We start from the raw sequence: 21,416 nt of genomic DNA, 5'->3' as shown, positions 1-21,416 counted from the left end.
CCGCTCCATCGAACAGGAAGCCTCCCGGTACGGGTACCGGGAGGATCGATTCACAGGTTGTAGTGGCGACCTATCATGGGAACGGTCGCCGCAGCCCCGTATACCGAGTTCCAGGACTGCCAGCCAAAATTGATGCCGATCAGTCCGCCATGGATCTGGTTGGGGATTTGCGGCTCCAGCCTGCCGCTGGCCGAAGAACCCATGACATTCCCCTGATTCCAGGCGACCAGGCCGCCCAGCAGGCCCGAGCCTCCGACCTTGCCGGAAGCGGAAGCGCCCCTGATGGTGCCGGTGCTGAAGCCTGCCAGCCCGCCGATATAGCTGTCGTATCCCGCCCTCGCATCGCCGCTGGCCGATGCCCCCAGGACGAGAGCCCGCCAGCCTTCCAGGGAGCCGACCAGCCCGCCGACACTGGCGCCGCCGCCCCCGGTGACCGCGCCAGTGGCGTTGGCGGAGCGGATCGAGGTATTTTCGCCGCGGCCGAGCAGTCCTCCCAGGTTGTGGCCGGTCATGTCGATCACCGTCCCATGGCTGCTGGCGAGCATCAGCGAGCCTCGCAGATCGCTGCCGAGCAACCCGCCGATGGCCCTGGAACCGTTGGCGCTGACGTTGCCCGAAGCCGAGACGTTCGTCAGCGAGGCGGCATCGTTGTAGCCGACGAGTCCGCCGACGCTACTGCCCTTGCCCCCGGTGACATTGCCGGATGCCGCCAGGATGCTGTGGTTGCCGCCCCGGTTGTGGCCGATCAGCCCTCCCACGTCACTGTTAGCCCCTGCGTTTACCCACCCGGAGGCCTTCAGGTTGGAATGATTGCCGCCGAGGTTGGACCCTATCAGGCCACCCAGGGTTTTACCGCTACCGTCGGTGACTTCGCCACTGGCGGAACCGTTGATGATGGAGCCGTACAGGTTTTCGCCGAGCAGACCGCCAACCGCTTCTGCTCCGCGGGTAGCGACGTTGCCCTTGGCGGAGGCATTGACCAGCGAGGCATTGGCGTTGAGACCGATCAGGCCGCCGGCCTGGAGCAGCGACCCACCGCTCAGGTTGCCGCTAGCACTGACGTCGGCCAGGTTGCCTGCCTGGTTGTGGCCGATCAGGCCTCCCAGGTAGCGACCGGCTTGCAGGACGACGTCGCCATGGGCGCTGGCGTTGGTGATGGCCGCGTTCAGGTTCCGGCCGATCAGCCCGCCCAGTGCTTCCGCGTCTGTGCCCCGGACCTTGCCGCTGGCCGTGGCGTGGGCGATACCACTGTTTACGTTGAGGCCGATGAGCCCTCCGTACAGGCCGTGCTGTCCGTTGCCTGAGACGTCGACGGAGGCGGATACGTCCGCCAGTCCGCCGGCGGAGCTGTATCCGACCAGTCCTCCCAGGTTCATCCCGTGACCGGTCAGCGACAGCGTTCCCTGGCTGCCGCTGCTGCGGATGAGGCCGCCGCGGTTCCTGCCTACCAGGCCCCCCGCGCCGTAGTGGCTGGCATGGTCCTTCAACTGGCCGGAGATGGCAAAATCGGCCCGGCTGTTGGAGATGCTGGCCACGCCCCTGGCTGTGCTGATGTTTTCGGCTGCGAGTCCGCCCAGAGCATAGGTGTGGCGGTTGCCGACCAGCGTGCCGCTGGCGCTGGCGTTGTCGATACTACCCAGGTTCAGTGCGACCAGCCCGCCGAGGCTGTTCAGCTTCGAGGCCGCGGCGATACGGATGTCGCTGGCGTTCACATTGTCGATGCGACCGAGGTTGACGGCGGCCAGGCTACCGACCTGGACGTTGTAGTGGGTGGCCTGTGCTCCATCGGCGGAAATGCGTTCCAGGTTCAGGTTGCGGAGGGTGCCCCGGTTGACGCTGAACAGGCCGGAGTAGGCACCGGTGCCGTACACGGCAAGATTATCGATGGTGTTGCCCAGGCCGTCGAAGGTACCGCCGAAGGCGCTGGCGTTGCCTATCGACAGGAAGCTGGAATTGCCGCCTGCGATTCGATTGCCGAGGGCATAGCTGCCGCCCAGGTCCCTATCGATGCCGCGCAACTGCTGCAGGTCCTGGATCACGCTGTAGTCCCGCCCATTGGCGCGGAATCCTGCGTTCTTGCCGGACAGAGTGACCCGGGTGCCTTCGGCGAGGGCATAACCCTTGTCCGAATTGAATTCGACCCGGGCTCCCTGGCCAGTGAGAGAGAGGCTGTCGTCGATACGGAGAGGGCGCTGCCCGGCATTGAGAGTAAGGCTGGCGTTTTCCCCCTGGGCCGTCAGCGCGCCATTGATCCTGAGGTCCCCGCGCTCGGCGGTTAGCGTCAGGCCGTTGCCGCTGTCCCAGGACAGCGGCGCGCCGACATGCGCGTTGCCCCGGGTGGCGACCACTTCGACGTTGCTTGTGGAAAGGTTGCGGGCCAGGGTATCGGCATGCAGCGTCGGGCCTTTTCCCGCGCTGCTTGGATTCGCCAGGCCGGAACCGACATTCTCGCTGCTCCGGGCCTGAACGGTACGTGACCTGACGTTGGTGGCGGAATTGCCGAAGACCTTGTTACCGCCGGTCTGGACCTGGACGACATGCACATTGCCGGCGTCGGCGGCGATATCGGGTAGCGTCTGGACCTGGACGATGCTGGAGCCATTGGCGCCTGGGCTCAGGTTGGGGAGAGTCTGGGTCTGGACGACATCGATTCCGTTGACGCCGGGGCCGATGTTGGCACCGCTCTGGCTCTGCACGATTGTGACGCCATTGACGCCCGAGCCGATGCTGGGGCCGCTCTGGCTCTGCACGACGCTGATGCCACTCGCGCCTGAACCGATATTTGCGCCATTCTGGCTTTGCACAACGCTGATGCCACTTGCGCCCGAACCGATATTGGCACCGTTCTGGCTCTGCACGACAGTCACGCCATTGACGCCCGAGCCGATATTGGGGCTGTTCTGGCTCTGCACGACGCTGATGCCACTCGCGCCGGCGCCGATATTGGCGCCATTCTGGCTTTGCACGACGCTGATGCCATTGGCGCCCGAGCCGATATTGGGGCTGTTCTGGCTTTGCACGACGCTGATGCCATTGGCGCCCGAGCCGATATTGGGGCTGTTCTGGCTTTGCACGACGCTGATGCCACTTGCGCCCGAGCCGATGTTGGCGCCGCTCTGGCTCTGCACTGCGGAGGTACCGTTGGCGCCGGCGGCGAGGTCGACGGCCGGCTGCTGCTGAACGATGGTCACGCCGTTGCTATCGGACGCATTGGCCCCGGCTGGGCCCTGCGCTACATGGACCTGGCCGGAACCATCACCGGCAGCGTTTGCCTGGCCGACAGCGGCTACGCTGACCTCGTGCGAGAGAATCCTCCAGGTGCCGGTTGCGCCCTGGTCGGCATGGGTGTCCACCTGCGCGGTTCGCTGTATCTCGACGTTCGCGCCCTGGTTCAGCACCAGGCCGCCATTGCCTCCGCCGATGGCGCTGGCGTCCTGCTTGCCGGCCACCCGCACGGTACCCTGTTCGCCGCCGTCGAGGACGATGCGTCCTTCCGCGCTGCGTAGCGTCCTGGCCTCGAGAGTGCCCTGGTTGTTGACGACGGTCTTGAGCAGGCTGTCGGCGCTGCGGGCGCTCATCAGCACCTGGCCGCCATCGGCGCGGATGAGGCCGCCGTTGTGTGCAAGAGCGTCGACCGAGCCCTTGTCCACCTGCAGGTTGAGCAGGCCGTCGCCATCGAAATTGAGGTTGATGCCCTGGCCTGCGCCCAGGGCCACGGCGCCGAGTTGCGCCTGGATCACGCCGTCGTTGCTGACCCGGGCGCCCAGCAGGGCGATGCTGCCGCCTTCGCTGGCTTTCAGGCTGCCGGCATTGCTTACGGTTGCGCCGGAGTCGCCGGAGAACTGGTAGTTGCCGGCGAGGAAGTCCCTGTCGGCCAGGTCCAGGGTGGAAGCCACCAGGCCGCCTACGTTGACCTGGGCGGACTTGCCGAAGACCACACCGTTGGGATTGACCAGGAAGACCTTGCCGTTGGCATCTATCCGCCCCTGGATATCGCTGCCGTTGCGGCCGATCACCCGGTTCAGGGCGACGGCGTCCTGGCCCGGCTGGTGGAAGCTGACCCGCTCATCGGCACGGACGCTGAACTCGTTCCAATTAGTGATCAGCTTGTGGCTCTGCTGGTCGATGACCATATGCCGGCCATCGGTGGATGTCTGGAATCCGGCATCGCCTGAAACGACCGTGGCGCCGCTGGGCAGGGCGAAGGCGGGGGCCTGGCAGAACAGGCCGAGCAGTGACGCTCCGGCGACTACGAGCGCCTTGCCGCGTCCGCTCTTGCTGCGCCGACGGGTACCTTCGCTTGCGACGTTCCAACAGCCTGTGGCCTGGTTCCAGACCAGCGTATAGCTCTTGTTCATGGCTTTTCCTTTCAGTGGGGCCCACCGGCATGGCGGGCGGGAGCTTGCTCAGAAGTAGCGGGTCGCTTGCAGCCACAGCCGGGGAGTGCGCTCGGGCTCGATGTTGTTTTCCTGGCTCAGGGGCCAGGCGGCGGTCAGGCTGACCTGGTGATCCGTTCCGTACCAGGTTGCGCCGCTGCCGACGGCGGCCATGCGGTTGCGATTGCCTTCCTTGGTGTTGGGGTGCTTGAGGAATTTCACCGCTCCCTGGTCGATGAACGAACTCAGCTGCCAGCCCGGAGCCAGGCTGTAGCGCAGCTCCGCACTGGCTTGCCAGCCTTCGTCGCCGTAGCCCTTGTAGCTGCCCAGGGGGAACGCCCGAACGCCGTAGGGGCCGCCCATGTCGAACTGTTCCGCGCTGTCTAGGTTGCCGCCGCTCCACTGGGCGTTGAGTTGGGCGAACAACTGCAGGCGGTCGCCCAGGTGCTGCAGGCGTACGGCGTTGAGCATGATCTTGTCGAAGCTGCCGGCGGTACCGATGGTGTAGCGGTCCAGCAGCCGCTCTTCGGCGGAGTCGATGGCGAGCTGGCCGTGGGCATAGGCCAGCGAGAAGCCGCTCTGTCCACCGCCGAACAAGCGGTCCTGGGCGTTTCCGCTGATGCTGGCGGTCCACAGGCGGATCTCCTTGCGGCTATGCCTCCCGGTACGCTCCTGGTCATCGCGAAGTCGTTTGTTTTCATATTGCAACTGGGTGGACAGGCTTAAGCTGCGGCTACGCAGCAGGGGCTGGCTGACGAACAGACTGTCGGTAATGGCCCGGCCATGGGCGTCCAGGCGCGAGAAATCGCGTACCAGTCGATAGGTCGTCTCGGCGTGGGCCAGTCCGATGCGCGTGCCTCGGGAACCAAGGGGCAGTTGATAGGCTGCACGGTAGTAGCGTTGGTGCCGGTCGCTGCCCAGCAGGCTCAGTCTCGCCTGGTCGCCCAGTCGCAGCGGGCTGTTGAAGTCGAGGGTGGTTCCCAGGCGATATTCCCCCATGTAGCGGCCGCCATAGTTGTCTGCCTCCAGCCTTCCGCCGACCAGCGGGCCGGGGCGGGCCTCGACGCGCAAGTCCGTGGTTCCCTGCGCCTGGCCCGGCAGCAGGGTGCCTTTGGCCTGGAGGCCGGGAATGTCGCTCAGGAGCAGAAGCGCACGCTCCAGCTCCGAGCCCTGGACCGCGGTATCTCGTTCGAGTGCGCTCAAGGGGCGGAGTAGAACGCGGTCCAGCGTTCGGGACGTGTTGTGCAGTTCGATCCTGCCGTAGCGTCCCTCGAGCACTTCGATGCGTACCGTTCCATCCTGGATTTCCTGTGCCGGGAGGAAGGCGCGCGCCAGCACATATCCCTTTTCCCGATAGAAATCGCCGATGCGGGCGGCGGCGGCGTGCAATTGGCTCAGATTGAGTTCCTGGCCCGGCAGGTCGTGCAGGAGCGCCAGCAGGCGTCGATCGTCGAACTGCCTGTTGCCGCTGAGTTGGAAGCGCTTGACCAGCACCGTCGGGCCGCCCTCTTCGGCAGCCCGTGATACGCCGTCCTCGGGGCTGGGGCGCTCGGCGTCCAGTTCCACCGGCGCGGGCAGGTTCAGGCGTCGGCTTTCCACGTCACGCAGCGCCTGCCCCGCATCCGGGGCGGCACTGGCAAGGCCGGACGACAGCATGGCCATTCCCATGAGGCCCGTACGGAGCAACGGTCCGGCCCTGAGGGATGGAACGATCGAAGTGGAACTGCCGGAAGGCTTTGGGGAGGGCGGCGGGAAAGAAAGGCTAGCCTGGTTACGCGGAAAAGCTGGATGCATGGTCAATCGGCCCGGAGCGCGGTTCTTGCAGGGAAAAGAAGCCGATATCCGCAGGCATGTGCAGAACGATCGGTTTCAAGGCGGAGAATCGAGTGGGCGATAGCCTGGGGCGAGGCTGAAACGGCGACAATCGTAGTTTTCTGGCGTTGGCCGGTAGAACTTCTTGGTTTTCGTAGGGGACTGGGAGGACTGCTGTAGGAAAAAACTCCGGTGATAACGGGCTCGGCTGCGGAAGCGGCGGAAACAGTGGGGCGGAAGTAGCGGCTGAGCGCGATTCCGTATCGCGACCGTGGCGGTCATGATCAAAGGGCCTGTCCGACTATCGCCCGCCGTTCGATCTGGCGGCTGGAGCATGGGCAGGACGCAGCGCTAGAATTCCGTCTCGGTTTACGGTCCCTCTCAGGCTGAGCATCAACGGCGTGTGTCTTTCGGTTCTTTTTCGCGGCGTTCACCCATGACCGGCACCAAGCCCACAACGCCCGTAGCCCGCTATTTCCACCAAGAGGCGCAACGGCGCGGCTATGTGCTGGACGCAGCCCAGGGCAATGCCATTCTTCATCTCGATCGATTGGCGGAGCGCTTGCGTCGAGGTCCGTCGCTATTCCGGCAAGCGCCGCGCAGCCTCTACCTGTGGGGGCCGGTCGGGCGCGGCAAGAGCTGGCTGATGGATGGCTTCTTTCGCAGCGCCGATTTGCAGGGCCTGCGCCGGACGCATTTCCATGCGTTCTTTCGCCAGCTTCATGACGGCATGTTCCGCCGCCAGGGGCGGCCCGATGCCCTGGGCGGTGCGCTCGACGAACTGCTGGGAGATTGCCGGCTGCTTTGCTTCGACGAATTCCATGTCCACGACATCGGCGACGCGATGCTGATAACACGCCTGTTCAGGGAGCTGTTCCGCAGGAAGATCACCCTGGTCTGCACCTCCAACTACGCGCCGCGGCAACTGCTGCCCAATCCGCTCTACCACGAACGCTTCCTGCCGGCGATCCGGTTGATCGAGACGCGCATGGAAGTGCTGGAAGTAGCCGGCGCCCGGGACTACCGGACGATTTCGCCGCGGCAGGAGATCGCTTCCGGTTATGCCAGCGGCGGGTATTGCTGGCCAGCCTCATGCGCTTGCCTGGACGAGCTGGGCTTGTCCGCGCCCGAGCCCTCGCAACGCGTGACCCTGCAAAGCGGCGCGAGGACGTTGCAGGCGCGCGCGGTGTGCGGCGACCTGGTGTGGTTCGCCTTCGCCGACCTTTGCGAGGCGCCAACCGCGGTGATGGACTACCTTGCCCTCGGCGAACGCTTCTCTACCTGGGTGCTGGACGGCGTACCGCCGATGGCGTGTTGTTCGGTCGCCGCCCAGCAGCGCTTCATCAATCTCGTCGACGTCCTTTACGACAATGACCGGCGTTTTTTCCTGAGTGCCGAAAAGGCGCTGCCGGACCTGGTCGAGGGCAGCGACCTGCCTGCGGACATGCAGCGTACCGCCAGTCGGCTGGCGCAGTTGCGCCAGCTTTGCTGTTGAAGGAACGCCCCGCGCCGACGGCAAACGGGGCGCAATGGCTCAGTGCAGCTTGAGGCGTGGCTCGGTGCTGCGCAGGCGGCCGCTGAGCATCAGCATCGCGGTGCGCAGCGGACCGTACAACGCCATCTGGTGCATGCGGTATAGCGATACGTAGAACATCCGCGCCAGCCAGCCTTCGAGCATGACGCTACCCATCAGATTGCCCATCAGGTTGCCGACCGCGCTGAAGCGCGACAGCGAGATCAACGAACCGTAGTCGCGGTACTGATACTCGCCCAGCGGCTTGCCTTCGAGACGGGCACGCAGCGATTTCACCAGCAGCGAGGCCTGCTGGTGCGCGGCCTGGGCGCGTGGCGGCACGTTGCGCGGTTGCTCTCCCGGCTGCCCCGGCTGGGGGCAGGCGGCGCAGTCGCCGAAGGCGAAGATGTCGTCGTCGCGGGTGGTCTGCAGGGTCGGGCGGACCACCAGTTGGTTGATACGGTTGCTTTCCAGGCCGTCGAGTTCCTTGAGGAAGGCCGGAGCCCGGATGCCCGCCGCCCAGACCTTGAGCGTCGCCGGGACGAACTCGCCGTCGCCGGTCCAGAGGCCGTCCGCATCTACCTTGCTCACCGCGGAGCCGGTCATCACCCGTACGCCGAGCTTGCTCAGGGTCTGGTGTACCGGCTGGCTGATACGCTCGGGCAGCGCCGGCAGCACCCGTGGGCCGGCTTCGACCAGGCTGATGTGCAGGTCTTCCGGGCGGATCCGGTCGAGCCCGTAGGCGGCCAGCATCTGCGCGGCGTGGTGCAGTTCCGCAGCCAGTTCGACGCCGGTGGCGCCGGCGCCGATGATGGCGATACTCACTGCGTTGTTGTTCGCGTCGTGCCCGGTATGCGCACGCAGGTACTGGCCGAGCAGCTGGCGGTGGAAGCGTTCGGCCTGGGCGCGGGTATCGAGGAAAATGCAGTGTTCCGCAGCGCCCTCGGTGCCGAAGTCGTTGGTGGTGCTGCCGACGGCGATCACCAGGGTGTCGTAGGCGATGTCGCGCTCGGGAACCAGCTCAACGCCATTCTCGTCCACCAGTGCGGCCAGGCGGACCCGCTTGCTGGCGCGATCCAGGCCCTGCATGCGGCCGAGCTGGAATTCGAAGTGGTTCCATTTCGCCTGGGCGACGTAGTTCAGCTCGTCCTCGGAGGAGTTGAGCGAGCCGGCAGCGACTTCGTGCAGCAGGGGTTTCCAGATGTGGGTGAGGTTGGCGTCGACCAGGGTGACCTGGGCCTTGCCGCGTTTACCCAGGGTGCGGCCGAGACGGGTGGCGAGCTCCAGCCCGCCGGCGCCGCCGCCGACGATCACGATGCGATGGGACATGTGGATATCTCATAGTGGGAATTCCGTGAGGCGGTCGTCGGGAGCGTGGCTCGACCGGACGACTCAGGCCAGGTAGCTGAGGAGGCGGCTGAGCAGGCCCAGGCCGATGACCACGGCGAGCAGGACGAACATCAGGAACCACGGGCGGAACGGCGCACGCTCGACCTGGTGCAGCGGCGAGGCGAGGTACTGCTCGACCTTCTGCTGGTCTTCGGGGCTCAGTCGGCTGGACATGGCAGGCCTCCGTTTTCGATGTCGGTCATTCTAGACAGACAGGGGGCTCGATCACCAGCGGATCGTCGAGGCGGATCACTCCGCTGCCGATCACCCGCGCGGTGATGCCGCCCTGTTCGCGCACGCTTTTCAGCGTGCGGTGGTCGATGTGCTTTTCCAGGCGTCCGCAGGGTTGGTACCAGCCAGTGGTTTCCAGCAGCGCGCCGCCGAGGCGGAAGCGACGGTCCTTCAGGCTGAGCAGGTTGATGCCGGCGACGGCGATGTTGCGGCGCATCTCGTTGGGCAACAACGGCCTGCCCAGCAGGGTACCGAGGGCCTCGATGTGTTCCCACTGCACCAGGGTGACCTGGCGCGGCGGGTGCGGGTGATCGCCCGTCAGTCCCAGGCCGCGCCGTGCCTCCACCGCCTCCAGTTCCTGGATCGGCGCGCGACTGCCGGAGCGCACGCCGATCCACTTCACCCGCCCTTCGCTCACAGGCCTACCCCGGCGTCGAACAGGATGCTGCGGCCGAGGTTGGCGCGCAGGAACTCGGGGGCGCCGGAGTGAGCGAAGAGCACCCGGGCAAAGGTCGGACCGACCATCGACAGCGAGCGCCAGCCTTGGCGCAGGTATTCGGTGGGCGGCGGGAAGGGCGTATTGAAATCGGGCACCGCGCGCTTCAGATTGACGAAGGCCAGCAGGTCCAGTTCGCCGTGGTCGATGCCGCGCTCGCTATAGTTGTGCGCCTTCTTGCGCAGGGTTGGCGCCAGCCGTGCCTGCAGCTCGGCGGCGGCGATCCGTTGTGGCCGCTCTTCGCGGCGGATCAGTTGGCGCAGGCTGACGGCCTGGCGGCGACGGGTCAGTTCCTCGCGCCACTCCTCGTTCAGCCGGCGACCTTCATCGAGGACGAAGAACACCTCGAAGCCGGCACCCTTGAACAGGACGTCCGGCGGCTGCTCCCCGGGGGCGGCGAAATCCTCCTGGCGATAGGGCACGTTGAGGGCTTCGAGGAAGCGCTGGCAGACCCAGCGCTCGCGGTCCCATTTACGTGCGTTGGAGAGGAAGTCGTTGGCTTGTTCGGCCTGACGGGTGAGCAGGCGCAGATAATCCGCTTCGTTCATGGGCTCAGCTTAGTCTGCCGGCGGGCCCGCTTTCCAGCCCGCAGGCGCTCCGGCTGCGACAATCCGTCCCGGAGCGCGCCAGCGGCGAGGCTCGGTGTACACTGCCGTTCCCCTTGGGCCGGAGCCGTTCCGATGCAACTTCGCAGCGTCATCGCCGCCGATCACCCGGCACTCTTCGCGCTGTGGTCGCGAACGCCAGGTATCCGCCTCCGTGCGGAGGACGCCTATCCCTTCTTCCTCGCCTACCTTCAACGCAACCCCGGGCTGAGCCTGCTGGTCGAAACCGAAGGGGAGGTGATCGCCTGCCTGATGGCCGGGCATGACGGTCGCCGTGGTTACCTCCAGCACCTGGTGGTCGATCCCGGTTATCGAGGGCTGGGGCTGGCGCGGCGGATGCTCGACGAAGTGCTGGCGCGTCTGGCGGGGGAGGGGATCGGCAAATCCCATGTCTTCGTCCTGGATGCCGCCGAGGAGGCACAGGCATTCTGGCGAGCCCAGTCGGACTGGGAGCGGCGCAAGGACATCCAGGTATTTTCCACTCGGGAGGGACACGCGTGAAACGATTGCATTGGGTTCTGCTGGGCATGCTGCTGCCCGGCCTGGCGCTGGCCGTGGAGAAGGGCTCCACCCTGGAGCCCTGGACGTTGCAGGACCAGTTCGAAAAGGCGCACTCGCTGGACGACTCCACCCGGGTCCTGCTGGTGGCGCGGGACATGGACGGCTCGAAGCTGGTCAAGGCGGCGCTGGCGGAGCGCCCAAAGGGCTACCTGGAGGCGCGCCACGCGCTGTTCCTGGCGGACATCAGCCGCATGCCGGCGCTGATTTCCCGGCTTTTCGCGGTGCCGGCCATGCGTGACTACAGTTATCCGGTGCTGCTCGATCGCGACGCGGCCATCGCTTCTCGCTATGCCTCGGACGAGGGCAAGGTGCTCTGGGTCAGGCTGGAGCAGCGCCGCGTGTTGGAAACCCGCCAGTTGGATTCGCCGGTGGCCCTGCGCATCGCCCTGGAACAACTGCAGCCGTGATCGCTGCCGAATTGCTGTCGGCGGAAAGCCTGGAACTGGGCTGGGCCATCTATGCGCCGCTGCTGCTGCTCGCCGCCTGGCGCGCGCCTTGGGTCGAGCTGGTCAGTGATACCCGCCGCCAGCACCTGGTGTTCGGTACCATGCTCGGGCTGTTCCTGCTCTGGCTGGTGCGCCGGGACTTCGAGTCGGGACTGTCCTTCCATTTCATCGGCATGACCGCCGTCACCTTGCTGCTCGACTGGCCGCTGGCGATCGTGGTGGGGCTGGTGGCGCAGCTGGGCTTGTGCCTGCTCGGTCGCCAGGATTGGCTGGCGATCGGCGTCAACGGCGTGCTGCTGGTGGCGATCCCCGCGCTGATCGCGGAGCTGGCGGCGTTGTTCGTGGAAAAGCGCCAGCCGCGCAATCTGTTCGTCTACATCTTCTGCTGCGGTTTCTTCCCGGCGGCCCTCACCGCGGTGGTGGTCCTGCTGCTCGGCCTTGGCGTGGTCTGGATCGACGGCCTTTTCCCGATGCCGCCCTGGCTGGAGGACTTCGCTGGTTACCTGTGGCTGATCATGTTCCCCGAGGCCTTCATCAACGGCACGGTGATCACCGGCCTGGTGGTCTACTACCCGGAGTGGCTGGAAACCTTCAATCGCACGCGCTACCTGCAGGCGCCCTGGAAGGACGAAGAGCGCAAGCCCTGATGACCAGTCATTCGCCAGGTTCATGGCGGGCGGCGGCTGACTTGCGTCAGTGTTTCGGACGAAGCTGGCCGCGATCCTGCCGTTTTCCCAGGTGAGGAGCGGAACATGGGTGTCCATGAATGGGCCCGAGAGGGCCTGCGAGAGTTGCTGTCGAAGAGCGACGAGGCGGACCGGGCAATGCGCCTGCGCGCGCTGCTCAGCGCAATCGTCGAACTGAACCGGGCGGAGCGCGATGCTGGCGACCTGGCCAGCGAACTGCAATTTCTTGCGGAGAATCTCGACGACCAGCGCGACTACGCTTTCATGCGTCCCTGAAGGAACGGGCCTGCCGGATTGGCTGGCCCGTTGCGTTCAATGCTCGCGAGGCGGCAGGTCGGCGGAGAAGATGTCGTCTTCCAGGGTGTCGCCGGGGATCGCATGTTCCTCGGCGGCCCAGGCGCCGAGATCGATCAGCTTGCAGCGGTCGGAGCAGAAGGGGCGGTACTTGTTGTCGCTTTTCCATTCGACGGGCGCGCCGCAGGTCGGGCACTCCACGGTCAGGGGCTGGCTCATGCTCGGCCTCCTCGCAAGGTCAGGTAGAAGGCGTGCAGTCGTTCGACTTCACGCTGCAGGTGGGACAGGTCGCCGTCGTTGACCAGCACGTCGTCGGCGTGCTTCAAGCGCTCGTCGCGCCGGGCCTGGGCCTGGAGGATCGAGCGCACCTGCTCCTCGGAGACCTTGTCGCGAAGCATGGTGCGCTGTAGTTGCAGATGTTCCGGGGTATCCACCACCAGCACGCGCTGGGTCATCTGGCGCTGGCCGGACTCCACCAGCAGCGGCGAGACCAGGATGGCGTAGGGCGATTCGGCCCTGGCCAGGTACTGGACGATCTCCGCGCCGATCAGCGGGTGCAGCAATTGCTCCAGCCAGCGCCGTTCCTCCGGCGCCTGGAAGATCCGCTCGCGCAAGGCGGCGCGGTCGAGTTGGCCATCGGGCAGGAGGATGCCGTCGCCGAAGCGTTCGACGATCTTCGCCAGGGCCGGACGCCCCGGCTCCACCACCCAGCGGGCGGCATGGTCGGCGTCCACCAGGTGGACGCCGAGGGAAATGAAATGCTCGGCGGCTGCGCTCTTGCCGCTGCCGATACCGCCCGTGAGGCCTAGTATCCAGGGTTGGGTCATTTGAATCCGGCGAATTGCAGATAGGTCCGGGTTATTTGATCACCCCAGAGCAAAGCAATCCACCCGGCAATCGCCAGATAGGGACCGAAGGGGATCGGCGTGCCGCTTTCGGCGTTGCGCAGGCGCAGCATGATCACCCCGAGGATCGCCCCGACCAGCGACGACAGCAGGATGGTCAGCGGCAGGATCTGCCAGCCGCCCCAGGCACCGAGCATGGCCAGCAGCTTGAAGTCGCCGTAGCCCATGCCCTCCTTGCCGGTCACCAGCTTGAACAGCCAGAACACCGACCACAGGCTCAGGTAGCCGAACACCGCGCCGAACAGCGCATCGTCGAGGCTGGCGAAGAGGCCGAAATGGTTGGCGATCAGACCCAGCCAGAGCAGCGGCAGCACCAGCACGTCCGGCAGCAGTTGGTGATCGGCATCGATCAGGCTCATCGCCAGCAGGCCCCAGGTCAGCAGGAGCATCGCGCCCGCCTGCCAGGTGAAGCCGAAATGCCAGGCGACGTAGCCGGAAAGCAGCGCGGTGGCCAGTTCCACCAGGGGGTAGCGTTTGCCGATGGCGGCCTTGCAGGACGAGCACTTGCCGCCCAGCGCCAGGTAGCTGACCAGCGGGATGTTTTCCCAGGGGCGGATCTCGTGGCCGCAGCGCGGGCACGCCGAATTCGGCAGCACCAGGTTGTAGTTCGCCTGCTTGGGTTCCGGCTCCAGCCCGAGCGCTTCGCGGGCTTCGGCCTTCCAGTTGCGCTCCATCATCTTCGGCAGGCGATGCACGACGACGTTGAGGAAGCTGCCGACCAGCAGGCCGAGGAGGATGGCGCACAAGACAAAGGCCAGCGGATGGCTGGCCAGGTAGTCGAGGAGGGGCATCAGTTATCCGACGACGTTGCCGAGTTGGAAGATCGGCAGGTACATGGCGATGATCAGGCCACCGACCAGGACCCCGAGGACCGCCATGATCATCGGTTCCATCAGGGCGGTCAGGTTGTCCACGGCATTATCCACTTCCTGCTCGTAGAAGCCAGCGACCTTGGCCAGCATGTCGTCCAGCGCGCCCGATTCCTCGCCGATGGCGGTCATCTGGATGGCCATGCTGGGGAAGATGTTGGTGGTGCGCATGGAGAAGTTCAGCTGCATGCCGGTGGACACGTCCTGCTTGATCTTGCCCACCGCGTCCCTGAACACCACGTTGCCGGTGGCGCCGGAAACCGAGTCGAGGGCTTCCACCAATGGCACGCCGGCGGCGAAGGTGGTCGACAGCGTCCGCGCGTAGCGTGCCACGGCGGATTTGTAGAGGATGGCGCCGACGATCGGCAGCTTCAGTACCGTGCGGTCGGTGGCGTCGCGGAACTTCTCCGAACGCTTGTAGGCGTGGTTCAGCAAGAAGCCGGCGCCGCCCATCATCAGCAGTACCAGGAGCCACCATTCCTGGAGCACGTTGGAAATGTTGATGACCATCATGGTGAAGGCTGGCAGTTCGGCGCCGAAGCCCTCGAACACCGACTGGAACTGCGGCACCACCTTGATCAGTAGGATCGCCGAAACGATGATGGCGACGACGATCACTGCGATCGGGTAGGTCATGGCCTTCTTGATCTTGGCCTTCAGCGCCTCGGTCTTTTCCTTGTAGGTGGCGACCCGGTCGAGCAGGGTTTCCAGGGCGCCGGATTGTTCGCCGGCGTCCACCAGGTTGCAGTAGAGCGAGTCGAAGTACTGCGGCTTCTTGCGCAGCGAGTTGGCCAGGCTGTTGCCGCCGGCGACTTCCTGCTTGATCTCCTCCACCAGCTTGCGCATGTTCGGATTGTCGAAGCCTTCGCTGATGATGTCGAACGACTGCAGCAGTGGCACGCCGGCGGCCATCATGGTGGACATCTGGCGGGTGAACAGGGCGATGTCCATAGGCTTGATCTTCTTCCCCGCCCCCAGCAGGGAAATGCCTTTCTTGCGGACCTTGACCGGCGTGATGCCCTGCTTGCGCAGTTGCGCCTTGACCAGGGTCGGGTTCTGGCTGGACAGCTCGCCCTTGACCTTGGTGCCTTTCTTGTCAGTGCCTTCCCATACGAAGACACTGGTCTTTAACGCTTTGTCCGCCATGGGTTAATCCTTGGTCACGCGGTTGACTTCCTCCAGGCTGGTGATTCCCTGCATGGCTTTCAGCAGGCCTGAGGTGCGCAGATCGTTGAAGCCTTCTTTGCGGGCTTGCTCGGCGATCTCGATGGAGTTGCCTTCTTCCATGATAATCCGCTGCAGGGCGGGGGTGTTTTTAACCACTTCATAAATACCGACGCGACCTTTGTAACCGCCTTTGCAGTTTTCGCAGCCTACAGGCGAATACAGCTTGAAGGTGCCGATCTTGTCTTCCGGGAAGCCCTCGTGAAGCAGGGTTTCCTTCGGCACGTCGTGTTCTTTCTTGCAGTGCGAACAGAGTTTTCGCGCAAGGCGCTGGGCGATGATCAGGTTCACCGAGGTCGCCAGGTTGAATGCCGGCACGCCCATGTTCAGCAGGCGGGTCAGGGTCTCGGCGGCGCTGTTGGTGTGCAGGGTGGACATCACCATATGCCCGGTCTGCGCCGCCTTGATGGCGATCTCGGCAGTCTCCAGATCGCGGATCTCGCCGACCATGATCACGTCCGGGTCCTGGCGCAGGAAGGCGCGCAGCGCCTGGGAGAAGTCCATGCCCTGGCGCGGATTGACGTTGACCTGGTTGATGCCTTCCAGGTTGATCTCCACCGGGTCTTCGGCGGTGGAAATGTTGATGTCGGTGGTATTCAGGATGTTCAGGCCGGTGTACAGCGAAACCGTCTTGCCCGAGCCGGTGGGGCCGGTGACCAGAATCATGCCCTGTGGCTGTTTGAGCGCGGCCAGATAAAGTTCCTTCTGATCCTCTTCGTAGCCGAGGGCGTCGATGCCCATCTGCGCGCTGGAGGAGTCGAGGATCCGCATCACGATCTTCTCGCCCCACAGGGTCGGCAGGGTGTTGACGCGGAAGTCGATGGACTTGTTCTTTGACACGCGCATCTTGATCCGCCCGTCCTGCGGCTTGCGCCGTTCGGAGATATCCAGGCCGGCCATTACCTTGAGTCGCGCGGAAATGCGGCTGGCCAGCTGGATCGGCGGCTTGGCTACCTCGTGGAGCATGCCGTCGGTACGGAAGCGCACCCGGTAGGTCTTTTCGTAGGGTTCGAAGTGCAGGTCGGAAGAGCCGCCGCGGATGGCGTCGAGCAGCATCTTGTTGACGAAGCGCACCACCGGGGCATCTTCGGCGTCGTCGCCGGAATCTTCCTGGCTGGCGCTTTCTGCCTTGCCCACATCGACCCCGTCGAGATCGATATCGCCGAGGTCGCCGAGAGCGTCCATGGCGCCCTCGTAGAGCTTCTCGATGGCTACGCCGAGCTTGTCGTCCTCCACCAGCAGGGCTTCGGTGGTGAGACCGGTGCTGAACTGGATATCGGTGACCGCTTGGTGATTGGTCGGGTCGGAGAGGCCGATGAACAGTTTGTTGCCGCGCTTCCACAGCGGCAACACGCGGTGCTGGCGGACCAGGCGCTCGCTGATGGCATCCTTCGGAATGCTTTCCCGATCCAGGCTGTTCAGGTCGCAATAGGCGATGCCGAACTGCTCGGCGGCCACCTCGACCAACGCCCGGCTCTGCACCAGCTTGGCCTGGACCAGGTGGCTGACCAGCGACTGCTTGTTGCGCGCGGCCTGCACCTGGGCCTGGCGGGCGGTCTTTTCGTCGAGGAGTTCGTTCAGGACCAGTTGCTTGGCAAGGCCGCTGAGAGGCGTGGAATCGTTCATTGGGGAACATCTGAAGAAGGCTTGGAGCGAGACTTATAACGCAGATGCCTGGGGCTGCCAAACCGGTGATTCCAAGATGTCAAAAAGTGTCACATATTGCCAGCGGAGGGGAGTTGTTCAGTGATGAAACGCCTGCGAAAGTTGCGAAGAGAGGGCTTTGAAAGGTTGGCATGCAAACTGCTTTATTGGGGGAAGGCGTTTGGCCTATACATACAATATGGAGATACTCATGAAAGCACAGAAGGGTTTTACTCTGATTGAACTGATGATCGTAGTTGCGATCATTGGTATTCTGGCTGCAATCGCAATTCCCCAATATCAGAACTATGTTTCTCGCTCTCAGGTCTCCAGGGTTATGGCAGAGGCTGGCTCCTTGAAGACTGCAGTTGAGGCCTGCCTCCAGGATGGTCGTACTGCTGTGGGTACTGCTGCTGGTCAATGCGACCCGGGTGCGACGGGTTCCAGTTTGTTGACTGGTGCTTCTCAGACTTCTCAAACCCTGCCAACCAATACCGGTGTTCCGCAGGTTCTGGATCCTCTGACTACTCAAACCACTATCATTGCGACTTTTGGTAACGGTGCATCCGCAGCTATTTCTGGCCAGACTCTGACCTGGACTCGTGATGTTAATGGTGGCTGGAGCTGTGCTACTACCGTAGATGCTAAATTCCGTCCTAATGGCTGTACTGACTGATTACTATATGATTTTTTGATCGATGACTTGGCATCTAGCGGTGATTGCATTATCGTATTCGCCGCTATAATGTCAGCCGGATTAGCTCAGTCGGTAGAGCAGCTCATTCGTAATGAGAAGGTCGGGGGTTCGATTCCTCTATCCGGCACCAGTCGCATAAAAAAGCCCCGCTTCGGCGGGGCTTTTTATTGCCTGCGATTCGTTCAGAGGGTGAGGCGCATGGACAGGTCGACGGCCCTGACATCCTTGGTCAGGGTGCCGATGGAGATGTAGTCGACGCCGGTCTCGGCGATGTTGCGCAGGGTGCTCTCGTTGATTCCGCCGGAAGCTTCCAGCTTGGCACGGCCGGCGGTGAGGGCGACGGCGGTGCGCATGTCGTCCAGGCTGAGTTCGTCGAGCATGACGATATCGGCGCCGGCCTCCAGCGCCTGGCGCAGTTCATCGAGGTTCTCCACTTCCACTTCCACCGGCTTGCCGGGTGCTATGCGCCGGGCTTCGGCGATTGCCCGATGGATACCGCCGCAGGCGGCGATGTGGTTTTCCTTGATCAGGAAGGCATCGTAGAGGCCGATGCGGTGGTTGTGGCAACCGCCGCAGGTGACCGCGTACTTCTGCGCGAGGCGCAGGCCGGGCAGGGTCTTGCGGGTGTCGAGCAGCTTCACCGTGGTGCCTGCGACCAGGTCGGCGTAGTGCTGGCTGCGGGTGGCGGTACCGGAAAGCAGCTGGAGGAAGTTCAGCGCGCTGCGCTCGCCGGTGAGCAGGGCGCGGGCCGGACCTTTTAGCTGGAACAGCATCTGGTTCGGCTCGACTCGCTGGCCGTCCTCCACCTGCCAGGTCACCAGCACTCGGGGATCGACCTGGCGGAAGACCTCGTCGACCCAGGCGCGGCCCGCGATCGTCGCGTGCTCGCGGGTAATCACCCGGGCCTCGGCCTCGCGCTGTGGATCGATCAACTGAGCGGTAAGGTCGCCGCCGCCGACGTCTTCCGCCAGGGCGGTGCGGACGTTGGCCTGGATTTCGCCTTGGAGGTCGGCAAGGGTGAGGTTAGGCATGGCGGGCTCCTGTACGAGATCGGGCGATTATACGGAGCGCGGCGGACGGCGTCTGTGCCTACCTGGGCGCCGGTCGGGACGGCCGCCATTCATCGGCCTTCGCTTGTGTGAAGAGAGTCATGTCTATAGGAAAACCCTCTATCTAGATTTGAAAGTATCTCTATAATGAATGTAGATACTTGTTTTTGACGCCTGGAAATTGACGTTACGGACGACGCCAATCGATCCTCTGTGCCCGATTTTTGCCATTCCATGCGCGGCCGCGAGGGTGGCAGGAGAGTCCCGATGCAGAACGATGCCAATGTGGTGCACCTGACCAGGGTCGCTTCCGAGCCGTCGCCGAACGCCGGAGCGGGGCGCCTGCCGGTCATCCTCGTGCAGGTGCGCGACAAGGCGGCGCTGCAGCTGAAACAGGCGTTGCAGGCGTTGTTCGACAACGCCGACGACACCCTCTTCGAAATGGCCGACCGAGCCACCAGCAACCTCGAACAGAACGCTTTCTTCGAAGCCATGCGCGACCTGCGCCTCAAGCGCAAGAGTATCGAGCGGGTCTACCTGCAGAAGGTCTTCGAGGAGTTCTCGGCGCTCAACCAGGTACAGTCCGGCAAATCCGTGCCGACCCTGGATACCGTGTCCTTCGATAGCCTCAGCCTGGTACAGAACGAGGAACTGGAGGAGTCCGTCGCGGTGGACGCGATGGTGGCGCGGGTGATGAGCCGCGATGCCTCCGCGCTGGCCCACCTGAGCACCCGCCTGAACACCCTGGTCGGCCGGAAGGTCGACGAGAAGAGCAATCCCCTCGCTCCGCGTCCGCTGACCTCGGCTTTCCTCGATGCCTGCCAGGTGCTCGGCGTCGAGATCAAGGTCAAGCTGATCATTCTCAAGCTGTTCGAGAAGTACGTCCTGGCCCATTGCGACCAGTTGTACGCCGAGGCCAACCAGATCCTGGTCGCTGCGGGCGTGCTGCCGGAACTCAAATCCGCGCTGCCGCGGCGTCAGCCCGCTGTCCGTCCCGAAGCGGTGCGCGATGCCGGGACCCTGCAGGCACAGGCTGCGCTGCTCGACGGCGGTCAGCAGGAAGTCTTCGGCGCGCTGCAGGAACTGCTGGCGCAGGTCCGCGACAATCCTTCCTTCTACCGTCGCGAAACGCCTGAGAATGCCGCGCCGATTTCCAGCAACGACCTGATGCGCCTGCTTTCCCACCTGCAACAGCACTTGCCGGGCCCTGGCGCCGCGGAGTTCGACGTCCGCGACGGGGTCGACCAACTGCTCCAGCGGGTCAGCCACAAGAGCGGCCGTTCTCGGGTGGTCGGCCAGGTGGACGATGACGTCATCAACCTGGTGTCGATGCTGTTCGAGTTCATTCTCGACGACCGCACCCTGCCTGATTCGCTGAAGGCCCTGATCGGTCGGATGCAGATCCCGATGCTCAAGGTGGCCCTGCTCGACAAGACCTTCTTCAGCCGCGGTAGCCATCCGGCGCGTCGCCTGCTCAACGAGATCGCATCCGCGTCGCTGGGCTGGGCCGAACACAATGATGCCCGGCGCGACAGCCTGTACCAGAAGATCGAACAGGTCGTGATGCGGCTGTTGAACGACTTCGTCGACGACCCGGCGATCTTCGCCGAGTTGCTGGAGGACTTCATTGCCTTCACCGGCGACGAGCGCCGCCGCAGCGAGCTCCTCGAGCAACGCACCCGCGACGCCGAGGAAGGCCGCGCCAAGGCCGAACTGGCTCGTCAGGACGTGGAGCAGGTGCTGAACCAGCGACTGCTCGGCAAGGTCCTGCCGGAGGTGGTGGTGCGCCTGCTGCGGGATGCCTGGAGCAAGGTGATGCTGCTGATCTGCCTCAAGCATGGCAAGGCTTCGGCCGAGTGGCGGGAGGCCCTGGATACCATGGACGAGCTGATCTGGAGCGTCGGCCCGCATGATGATCCGCTGTCCCGCCAACAGTTGCTGGAGCGCGTGCCAGGCCTGCTCAAGGCGCTGCGCGAGGGATTGGCCAGCGCAGCCTTCGATCCGTTTTCCACCGGAGAATTCTTCAGCCAGCTGGAAACCCTGCATGTCCAGGGCCTGCAGCGCGACAAGCGCGGCGAGGCGGCGGTCGCGGACAGCCCGCTGCTCGACGAAGCGACCCCGGGCACGGCCGCGGAAAAGCCCCGGGCGCCGGTCATGCTGCGGGTGGTCGAGGAAATTGTCCTGACCTCGCCGGACGCCGCCCCGGCGCCTGTCGAGAGCGAAGTGCGCCTGCCGGACAACGACGAGGCACTGCTGCGGGTCGATGCGCTGCGTGTCGGCAGTTGGGTGGAAATCCAGGAGGACGCCGAGCACAAGCTGCGCTGCAAGCTGGCGGCAGTGATCCGGCCCACCGGTCGCTACATCTTCGTCAATCGCACCGGGATGAAGGTCCTGGAAAAGACCCGCATGGGCCTGGCGGTGGAGTTTCGCCGGCAGGCGGTACGCCTGCTGGACGATGCCTTGCTGTTCGACCGGGCCCTGGAGTCGGTGATCGGCAACCTGCGGCGCCTCAAGGGCGCCTAGCCGCTTCTCGAGGACCCGGCGGATGCCGGGTCTTTTCGTTCTTGCGGGTAATACCTTTCCTCGACGCATGTCGAAGCGGCCGATCCAGAGCCCGCC

At 64.5% G+C, this 21,416-nt stretch carries 19 protein-coding genes and 1 tRNA gene; 8 read left to right on the top strand and 12 right to left on the bottom strand.

The genetic code is table 11. From position 1 onward, the window contains the following. Positions 1-50 precede the first annotated feature (50 nt). Positions 51-4,358, bottom strand: coding sequence for a two-partner secretion system exoprotein TpsA4 (gene tpsA4 / locus VQ065_RS25945; protein WP_014603564.1), 4,308 nt, complete (start codon positions 4,356-4,358; stop codon positions 51-53). Between the two features lie 48 nt (positions 4,359-4,406). Then, positions 4,407-6,044, bottom strand: coding sequence for a ShlB/FhaC/HecB family hemolysin secretion/activation protein (locus VQ065_RS25940; RefSeq protein WP_003094678.1), 1,638 nt, complete (start codon positions 6,042-6,044; stop codon positions 4,407-4,409). 547 nt (positions 6,045-6,591) lie between these two features. Between VQ065_RS25940 and zapE the strand changes: the two genes are divergently transcribed. Further along, positions 6,592-7,683, top strand: coding sequence for a cell division protein ZapE (zapE, locus tag VQ065_RS25935; protein ID WP_042114818.1), 1,092 nt, complete (start codon positions 6,592-6,594; stop codon positions 7,681-7,683). 39 nt (positions 7,684-7,722) lie between these two features. Here zapE and VQ065_RS25930 read toward each other — a convergent pair whose 3' ends face one another. From VQ065_RS25930 to VQ065_RS25915, 4 genes are all read right to left on the bottom strand, one after another. Continuing rightward, positions 7,723-9,030, bottom strand: coding sequence for an NAD(P)/FAD-dependent oxidoreductase (locus tag VQ065_RS25930; RefSeq protein ID WP_003094674.1), 1,308 nt, complete (start codon positions 9,028-9,030; stop codon positions 7,723-7,725). Between the two features lie 63 nt (positions 9,031-9,093). Next, positions 9,094-9,264, bottom strand: coding sequence for a DUF3094 family protein (locus tag VQ065_RS25925; protein WP_003094672.1), 171 nt, complete (start codon positions 9,262-9,264; stop codon positions 9,094-9,096). A 25-nt stretch (positions 9,265-9,289) separates the two neighbouring features. After that, positions 9,290-9,739, bottom strand: coding sequence for an MOSC domain-containing protein (locus tag VQ065_RS25920; protein WP_003094670.1), 450 nt, complete (start codon positions 9,737-9,739; stop codon positions 9,290-9,292). Further along, entirely contained in the window at positions 9,736-10,365 is a 630-nt protein-coding gene (locus VQ065_RS25915) for a DUF1780 domain-containing protein (RefSeq protein ID WP_003094668.1), read from the bottom strand. The genes VQ065_RS25920 and VQ065_RS25915 overlap by 4 nt, the downstream gene beginning before the upstream one ends. 132 nt (positions 10,366-10,497) lie before the next feature. Here VQ065_RS25915 and VQ065_RS25910 point away from each other — a divergent pair, with 132 nt between their 5' ends. From VQ065_RS25910 to VQ065_RS25895, 4 genes are all read left to right on the top strand, one after another. Next, complete coding sequence (locus tag VQ065_RS25910; RefSeq protein ID WP_003094666.1) at positions 10,498-10,923, top strand: GNAT family N-acetyltransferase; 426 nt, start codon at positions 10,498-10,500, stop codon at positions 10,921-10,923. Continuing rightward, on the top strand, positions 10,920-11,390 hold the full coding sequence (locus VQ065_RS25905) for a hypothetical protein (RefSeq protein WP_003094664.1): 471 nt from the start codon (positions 10,920-10,922) through the stop codon (positions 11,388-11,390). The genes VQ065_RS25910 and VQ065_RS25905 overlap by 4 nt, the downstream gene beginning before the upstream one ends. Then, positions 11,387-12,076, top strand: coding sequence for an energy-coupling factor ABC transporter permease (locus tag VQ065_RS25900; protein WP_003094662.1), 690 nt, complete (start codon positions 11,387-11,389; stop codon positions 12,074-12,076). Before VQ065_RS25905 ends, VQ065_RS25900 begins: the two co-directional genes overlap by 4 nt. 105 nt (positions 12,077-12,181) lie before the next feature. Then, positions 12,182-12,391, top strand: a complete 210-nt coding sequence (locus VQ065_RS25895; protein ID WP_003094660.1) for a hypothetical protein — start codon at positions 12,182-12,184, stop codon at positions 12,389-12,391. 36 nt (positions 12,392-12,427) lie between these two features. On the opposite strand, the gene yacG is transcribed toward VQ065_RS25895, so the two are convergent. Genes yacG through pilB form a run of 5 tightly spaced genes read right to left on the bottom strand, consistent with a single transcriptional unit; the run spans position 12,428 to position 17,033 of the window. Further along, positions 12,428-12,628, bottom strand: coding sequence for a DNA gyrase inhibitor YacG (gene yacG, locus VQ065_RS25890; RefSeq protein WP_003094656.1), 201 nt, complete (start codon positions 12,626-12,628; stop codon positions 12,428-12,430). Beyond that, entirely contained in the window at positions 12,625-13,236 is a 612-nt protein-coding gene (gene coaE / locus VQ065_RS25885) for a dephospho-CoA kinase (protein ID WP_003094654.1), read from the bottom strand. The genes yacG and coaE overlap by 4 nt, the downstream gene beginning before the upstream one ends. Further along, positions 13,233-14,105: a type IV prepilin peptidase/methyltransferase PilD gene (gene pilD, locus VQ065_RS25880; protein ID WP_003094651.1), complete on the bottom strand. Its 873-nt coding sequence runs from the start codon at positions 14,103-14,105 to the stop codon at positions 13,233-13,235. Before pilD ends, coaE begins: the two co-directional genes overlap by 4 nt. Positions 14,106-14,108: 3 nt before the next feature. Further along, on the bottom strand, positions 14,109-15,329 hold the full coding sequence (locus VQ065_RS25875; protein WP_003094649.1) for a type II secretion system F family protein: 1,221 nt from the start codon (positions 15,327-15,329) through the stop codon (positions 14,109-14,111). A gap of 3 nt (positions 15,330-15,332) precedes the next feature. Continuing rightward, positions 15,333-17,033, bottom strand: coding sequence for a type IV-A pilus assembly ATPase PilB (gene pilB / locus VQ065_RS25870; protein ID WP_003094647.1), 1,701 nt, complete (start codon positions 17,031-17,033; stop codon positions 15,333-15,335). A 229-nt stretch (positions 17,034-17,262) separates the two neighbouring features. On the opposite strand from pilB, the gene VQ065_RS25865 reads away from it, so the two are divergent. Together VQ065_RS25865 and VQ065_RS25860 are read left to right on the top strand one after the other, a co-directional pair. Next, positions 17,263-17,727: a pilin gene (locus tag VQ065_RS25865; protein WP_031630343.1), complete on the top strand. Its 465-nt coding sequence runs from the start codon at positions 17,263-17,265 to the stop codon at positions 17,725-17,727. A gap of 75 nt (positions 17,728-17,802) precedes the next feature. Then, positions 17,803-17,878 (top strand) — tRNA-Thr (locus VQ065_RS25860). A 52-nt stretch (positions 17,879-17,930) separates the two neighbouring features. Here the strand turns inward: VQ065_RS25860 and nadC are convergent. Beyond that, positions 17,931-18,779: a carboxylating nicotinate-nucleotide diphosphorylase gene (gene nadC / locus VQ065_RS25855; RefSeq protein ID WP_003094645.1), complete on the bottom strand. Its 849-nt coding sequence runs from the start codon at positions 18,777-18,779 to the stop codon at positions 17,931-17,933. Between the two features lie 285 nt (positions 18,780-19,064). Here nadC and VQ065_RS25850 point away from each other — a divergent pair, with 285 nt between their 5' ends. Next, positions 19,065-21,320, top strand: coding sequence for a DUF1631 domain-containing protein (locus VQ065_RS25850; RefSeq protein WP_003094643.1), 2,256 nt, complete (start codon positions 19,065-19,067; stop codon positions 21,318-21,320). The last annotated feature ends 96 nt before the right edge of the window (positions 21,321-21,416 follow it).

It is taken from the genome of Pseudomonas sp. KBN10P06128 (assembly GCF_037574945.1).
Classification (GTDB): Bacteria; Pseudomonadota; Gammaproteobacteria; order Pseudomonadales; family Pseudomonadaceae; genus Pseudomonas; species Pseudomonas aeruginosa.
This window is presented reverse-complemented; position numbering and strand designations above follow the sequence as displayed.